Below are 5,869 nucleotides of genomic sequence, written 5' to 3' on the forward strand. Positions count from 1 at the left end.
ATGCCAACTAAACTATGCACAGCCAGCATCCGCTGGTCATGACGAGAGGAACCACCCGTGCCGACCAAGACCCTGCGGGGCAACGACTCGCAGACCCCCATCCTGAGCGCCGTACGCGAGAGCCAGACGGCGTTCATCGACGTGGTCCGCAGCTGGACCGACATCACCGAGCAGCTGACCCGACGCCTATCCCTGCCGGTGGCCGGCATCGACGTCGCCGGCGCCCTGGACCGCACCTTCGACCTCGCCGAGCAGACCCTCGCCGTCCAGCGCCAGTTCGCGCTCACCCTCATCGGTGCGGTCGACCGCCAGGTCGACACCATCGTCGAGACCGTCGAATCCAGCGCCCGCGAGCGCCTGCGTGGTGTCGAGGACGTGCTCCGCGAGGTCGAGGCTGAGCAGCCCCAGCCCGCCCGCGAGCGCCCCGAGCCGCCGCCCGCCGCCAAGGCCGCCCCCAAGGTCGAGGCCCCCAAGCAGAACGACAGGCAGGAGACCAAGCCGGACCGGCGCGGCTTCGAGGAGCGCAGTGTCGAGGAGCTGCGCGACCGTGCCCGTGAGCTGGACATCGAGGGCCGTGCCGCGATGAGCAAGGACGAGCTGATCGTCGCCCTGCGCGAGCAGCGGCAGCCCAAGCAGCCCAAGGACGACGCGCAGAAGGCCACGGCGCGAACCCAGGGCAGCACGATCGACCGGCGCCCGTTCGCCGAGCGCAGTGTCGAGGAGCTACGCGACCGCGCTCGTGAGCTGGACATCGAGGGCCGCTCGGCCATGAGCAAGGACGAGCTGATCGCCGCCCTCCGCCAGCACGCCAAGTAGCAGAGGTTGCGGCGCGGCTGCGCGACACAGCCCTGGCCTGGCGCCCCCACGCTACCGCCAGCCGCTGCGTGCGCAGCTGCGCTGCACAACACGAGATGGACAACCGTCGCGGAGGGGTCGCCATCACCGATCAGGAGATGACCGGAGTCGCCGGTGCTCTCCGAGCGGCCCTGGACCGGTATCGGCTAGCGACCAGCGCCCCCGAGACGGCCTGGGGATTCCAGAGCCGCTGGCGGACCGTTCGAGGAGTAGACACCCATGACCGCGCCTCGCTCCCCAGCCCCAGCGCCACCCTGCCGCTGGTCCTGGTTCACGGCCTCGCGGTGTCCCATCGCTACCTGATGCCCCTCGCGGCCAAGCTGGCTGGCCACCACCCAGTCCACGTGATCGACCTCCCCGGCTTCGGGCTCAGCAGCGACCCGGGCCGGGTCCTGAACGTCGCCGAGCATGCCGACCACCTGGCCGACTGGCTCGAGGCAGCCGGGTTGCCACCCATCGTGGTGCTTGGCAATTCCTTCGGCTGTCAGGTCGCCGTTGACCTGGCGGTGCGGTATCCCGACCGGGTCCGTGGCCTGGTCCTGGTCGGCCCGACCATGGACCCGGCGGCGCGCACCGCCTTCCGGCAGATCCTGCGCTGGCTGGGCGACACCGCCCTCGAGGACCCGCTGCAGCTGCCCATCCTGGTGCGCGACCTCCGCGACGCCGGCCCACACCGAGTGGTCGAGACCCTGGCCCATGCCCTGCGCGACCCGATCGAACACAAGCTCCCCCTGATCAGCGTGCCGGTGCTGGTCACCCGGGGCAGCCGGGAACCCATCGTGCCCCTGGCCTGGGCCCGGGCCGCGACCCGGCTGCTCCCCCTCGGTGAGCTGGCCGTGGTACCGGGCCCCCACAACGCCAACTACGCCGCCGCCGACCACCTCGCCGAGTTGTTCCTGGCGTTCCTTCATTCACGGGTGCTCGCCTAGGACAGCCAAGCCCGACCAGACAGGCGACTGCTGGTCGGTGTCAAGGGACTGGTGCTCGTCCAGCCCGTCGTCTTCCGCGACGAGGCGGCCATCAAGGCGGACCCTCGTGCGGGCCTGCCAGCACTGGACTTGGCCGAGTGAAACAGGTCAGGTCAGGATTCCACCAGGTGGGCACGCATCCGGGCCAGGGCACGGCGCTGCAACCGGGAGATGTGCATCTGGGAGCAGCCGACCCTGGCCGCGATTTCGTACTGGTCCAGGTCCTGGAAGAACCGCAGGAGGATGACCTCACGTTCCAGCTCCGGCAGTGCGGTCAGCAGTCCGGGTAGTGCCAACAGGTCTTCTGGCTCCTCCCTGGCTCCTGGCGTCAGCATCAGATCGCCGAGACAAGCATCACCGTCGCCACCGACAGGCTGATCGAGCGACACCTCCACGCGGCTGGAGGCGGCCGCCAACCCCTCCAGGACCTCCTCCTCGGCCATCTCCAACTGCTCGGCCAGCTCGGTGGTGGTGGGTGCGCGGCCCAAGCGCTGGTGCAGCCCGTCGGCCGCTTTGCACAGTTGCAGCGCTCGTTCCTTGAGCGGGCGCGGCACATGCAGCCGCCAGCTGGTGTCACGTAGGTAGCGTTTGAGCTCGCCGACCACGCACGCGACGGCGAAGGGAACGAACGGGGTGCCGTGGCCGGGGTCGTAGCGGTCGATGGCGGCGATGAGCCCGGCGCGGGCCGTCTGGCGGAGATCCTCGGGCGTCGTCCCGCGGCTGGTGCGGTAACGGTTGGCGAGCCGGTCGGCCAGGCCCAGGTAGGCCAGGATGATCTGCTGGCGCAGTTGAGGATCGCGGCTGACGGCGTACTCCTGCAGCCAGCCACCAACCTCGGTAGCGGCGTCCAGGTCGCCTGGGCGGACGTCAACGACCGCATGGTTGGGGGACGGGGAGAGGGTAGCGGACACCGGAAACCTCGTGGCGACTGGTCGTCCACGAGGGCCAGGTGGACGGGCAACATGAGCCAAGCAAGATCAGTCTCCCCTGCGCCGATCCTTGGCAAACCTTTGTCGCCTCAATGCCGCGCTCGACAAGAGCTGGGCACGCGCCGGCGGTGACCATGGCGGCGATGGCGCTGTGCTCGGCGCAGACCCTGTCCCCGAGCCCGTGTCGATGCTGACCCCGGAGTACCGGTTGCCCTTGTCGGTGACCAGCGTTGCTGCCACGTCCCCGAACAGCCGATCACCAACCAGGCGGGGGTTGAGGACGGCCTGCGCCGAGTCGATCAGCTCCTCGTTCGACGCGCCGGCCATGGTCGCAACCTACCAAGTTGGGCCGCGCTGGGGCCGCGAACCACAGGAGATGAGGACCACCGTGGCTTACGGAGTCCCTTGTCCCGAGTGCGGCGCGCCGGCTCGGGTTACCAGGCAGTTATTGCTCGACTCCACCGACGGCCCCATCGAGCATCTCAAGACCGGCTTGCGTGAACGAGCACTGGCTCACCCCGCGGACCGGGACGTCAAGCGGGAGCAGCCGGCCGTCCCGGATCGCGACCTGGGGGCGGCGAGCTGATGGGTGCTGGCGGCGGTCCATGAAGGTAGGGCTTCCCCAGGCCTGTGCTGGTCCACCAGAGGAGGAACCATGCCCCGTCGTATCAAGCGTGGCGACGCTCAAGCCGTCCTCAACGCCTTTGGCACCGGCGGACGAGTGTCCTGCGCAAGCAGGGTGAGACCGCCGAGGCATCACCCGCGGACTTCTTCGGCAGCCATGGCTCGATCCGGCCCTTCCAGGGCTCACCATGGGACGGCCGGCACTTCTGCGCCGAAGACTGGCACGTCATCCTCGTCGCGTTCATCGATGGCGGAGACGCGTCCTTCGACCATCAGCAAGCCAGAGCCGTCCTGGATCCGGTGGCGATCAGCTTCACACTCGACGGCGCCCCGCTGGATACGACTCGAACACCCATCAAGTCCTTCCATGACCCGCAAGCCTTCGCCTTGGAAAGGGCGTGGTACTTCCAAGAGGGCAGGATCATGTCGCCGGATGACCTCAGCGTCGGCCAAGCAGAGGTCCGTGCCCTAGGGATTGCACGGGGGTAGCGACTTCCACCGGCAGTCCGACCCTGGGGACGGTGGAGTACCAGCGCGGAGACCTCCCGTCGGCGAGCCGGCTCCGGCCATCCCAGTTCCAGCGAAGCTCCTTGGTCCCAGGGTCGGGGGCTGCCTGCGGTGGCCTTAGCCGGTTCGCTGGATGATGGCGCTCATCTGCTCAGCGTCGAACGCCTTCATGGTCGTGGTCCGGATGTTGCCCAGGGCGCCGGTCTGCAGCGCCACGGCGGTGGCCGTCTCGTCGTCGGGGAAGTCGGTCACGGCGACGACGTCGTATTCGCCAAGCGTCCAGACCAGCTGGCGAACCTGGCCGCCGTGCTTCTCGACCAGGCCCCGGTAGTCTTCGGCTCGGCGGACGCTGTCGCGGTAGTTCTTGATGCCTTGGTCGGTCCAGTTGACGAGGGAGACGAAGGTAGGCATGGACCGGCTCCTTTCCTGTGCAGGAAGGAACTCGCCGAGGTAGGCCTCCTGTCTTCGCTGGCCGGGAATGACCCGGCCAAGTCAACGTCTGCCGCACCAGACCGTCAAGGGTCGAGGGCTCCTCAATCGGCAAACTTGAGAAGGAGTGGGTGCTGCGATGTGGGAGTCCAACTGCCTGGGCGGATGACGGCCTGATCCACGGTCGCGGTGATTGTGCGATGCTGCCTGGGTGGCGTCCATCCGGACTGTCTGGTTCCTGAGCACTGAACGGGGGAATGCTCATGTCTAGGACTGCCAACCGTGGTTCGCTCGTGGTCCGGCTCCGGCGGGCGGCGGTGCTGCCCATGCTGCTGGCCCTGGTGACCGTGGTGGCCGCTCCGGCGGTCGCGTCCCGACCCGCCGAGGTTATCGTGCTTCCAGGTGCCAGCTCGGCCGAGGGCATCGCCGCCGGTCGTGGGACCACCTTCTATGCCGGCGATCTCTTCCGGGGCGACATCTTCCGCGGCAGCATCCGGCGCGGCACCGCCGAGCTGTTCATCGACGCCCCCGCCGGCCGCATGGCCGTCGGCATGGCCGCCGACCTGGCCCACGACCTGCTGTTTGTGGCCGGTGGCTTCACCGGTCAGGGCTATGTGTACGACCTCCGCACGGGTGCCACCGTGGCCACCTACCAGTTCGCCGCTCCATCCGCCCCGCCGCCCGCCACACCCACCACGGTCATCAATGACGTGGCCGTCACCCGCCGCGGCGCGTGGTTCACCGATTCGCGACACGCCCTCCTGTACTTCGTGCCGGTCAGCCGAGCCGGGGTCCCGGGGCAGACGTTCGGGACGCTGGCCCTCAGCGGCCCGGCGGCCGACACCAGCGGGGCGTTCAACCTCAACGGCATCCAGGCCACCGCCAACGGCAAGACCCTGATCGTGGCCCACTCGGCCAACGGCCAGCTCTACACGGTCGATCCAAGGACCGGTGCCAGCGCGACCATCGCCGGGGTCAGCGTGCCCCAGGTCGACGGCATCGTGCTCCAGGGCCGGCGGCTGTGGGCGGTGCAGAACACCAACCAGGTGACCAGGATCCGGCTGGCCGCGGACCTCAGCTCTGGGGTGGTGGAGGAGGTGATCACCAGCGAGCTGTTCCAGGTGCCAGCCACCGCGGCCCTCTTCGGCAGTCGCCTGGCGGTGGTCAACGCCAAGTTCGACACCGGCATCCCGCCCACCGCCGACCAGTACGAGGTGATCGTGGTCGACCGGTGAGCAGGACCACCTCCACGATCCAGGTCCAGGTGGGTGCCCAGATGATCAATAGAGGTACGGGAGGCCCGAGCAGCGAGAGCAGGCTGCGTTCCTGGCCGACCATGCCGCCGACCAGGGCGTTGACCCCGACGAGAAGGGAGAACTGGGCCAGGTTGGCTCGCACCCCCAGCCGCAGGCTCTCGGGGTGGACCGGGGCCGGCTGGGTCACGAGCGGGCCAGGGCCTGGCCGGTGGCCCGCTGCCAGTCGTCGACCCCGCCGACCACGACCTGCAGATCTCGGCGGCCGGCCCGCTCCAACAGGCTGGCCGCGGTCATGGCCCGC

7 protein-coding genes and 1 pseudogene are annotated in these 5,869 nt (G+C 69.1%); 4 read left to right on the forward strand and 4 right to left on the reverse strand.

The window, feature by feature from the left end; all coding sequences use genetic code 11:
- The first annotated feature begins 57 nt into the window (after positions 1 to 57).
- Together VF468_05345 and VF468_05350 are read left to right on the forward strand one after the other, a co-directional pair.
- Positions 58 to 816 carry a Rho termination factor N-terminal domain-containing protein gene (locus VF468_05345; protein HEX5877737.1) on the forward strand — a complete coding sequence of 253 codons (759 nt, stop codon included), beginning with the start codon at positions 58 to 60 and terminating at the stop codon, positions 814 to 816.
- A gap of 137 nt (positions 817 to 953) precedes the next feature.
- Positions 954 to 1,784: an alpha/beta hydrolase gene (locus VF468_05350; protein HEX5877738.1), complete on the forward strand. Its 831-nt coding sequence runs from the start codon at positions 954 to 956 to the stop codon at positions 1,782 to 1,784.
- A 152-nt stretch (positions 1,785 to 1,936) separates the two neighbouring features.
- Here VF468_05350 and VF468_05355 read toward each other — a convergent pair whose 3' ends face one another.
- Entirely contained in the window at positions 1,937 to 2,734 is a 798-nt protein-coding gene (locus VF468_05355) for a sigma-70 family RNA polymerase sigma factor (GenBank protein HEX5877739.1), read from the reverse strand.
- Positions 2,735 to 2,800: 66 nt separating this feature from the next.
- Entirely contained in the window at positions 2,801 to 3,079 is a 279-nt protein-coding gene (locus tag VF468_05360; GenBank protein ID HEX5877740.1) for a hypothetical protein, read from the reverse strand.
- A 303-nt stretch (positions 3,080 to 3,382) separates the two neighbouring features.
- Here VF468_05360 and VF468_05365 point away from each other — a divergent pair, with 303 nt between their 5' ends.
- On the forward strand, positions 3,383 to 3,865 hold the full coding sequence (locus VF468_05365; GenBank protein HEX5877741.1) for a hypothetical protein: 483 nt from the start codon (positions 3,383 to 3,385) through the stop codon (positions 3,863 to 3,865).
- Positions 3,866 to 4,000: 135 nt separating this feature from the next.
- Here the strand turns inward: VF468_05365 and VF468_05370 are convergent, their stop codons facing one another.
- Entirely contained in the window at positions 4,001 to 4,294 is a 294-nt protein-coding gene (locus VF468_05370) for a GYD domain-containing protein (protein HEX5877742.1), read from the reverse strand.
- Between the two features lie 281 nt (positions 4,295 to 4,575).
- Between VF468_05370 and VF468_05375 the strand changes: the two genes are divergently transcribed.
- Entirely contained in the window at positions 4,576 to 5,547 is a 972-nt protein-coding gene (locus VF468_05375; protein ID HEX5877743.1) for a hypothetical protein, read from the forward strand.
- Between the two features lie 13 nt (positions 5,548 to 5,560).
- Here VF468_05375 and VF468_05380 read toward each other — a convergent pair.
- Positions 5,561 to 5,755, reverse strand: a pseudogene (locus tag VF468_05380) (hypothetical protein).
- Between the last annotated feature and the right edge of the window lie 114 nt (positions 5,756 to 5,869).

The sequence above is a fragment of the Actinomycetota bacterium genome, assembly GCA_036280995.1.
Lineage (GTDB): Bacteria > Actinomycetota > CALGFH01 > CALGFH01 > CALGFH01 > CALGFH01.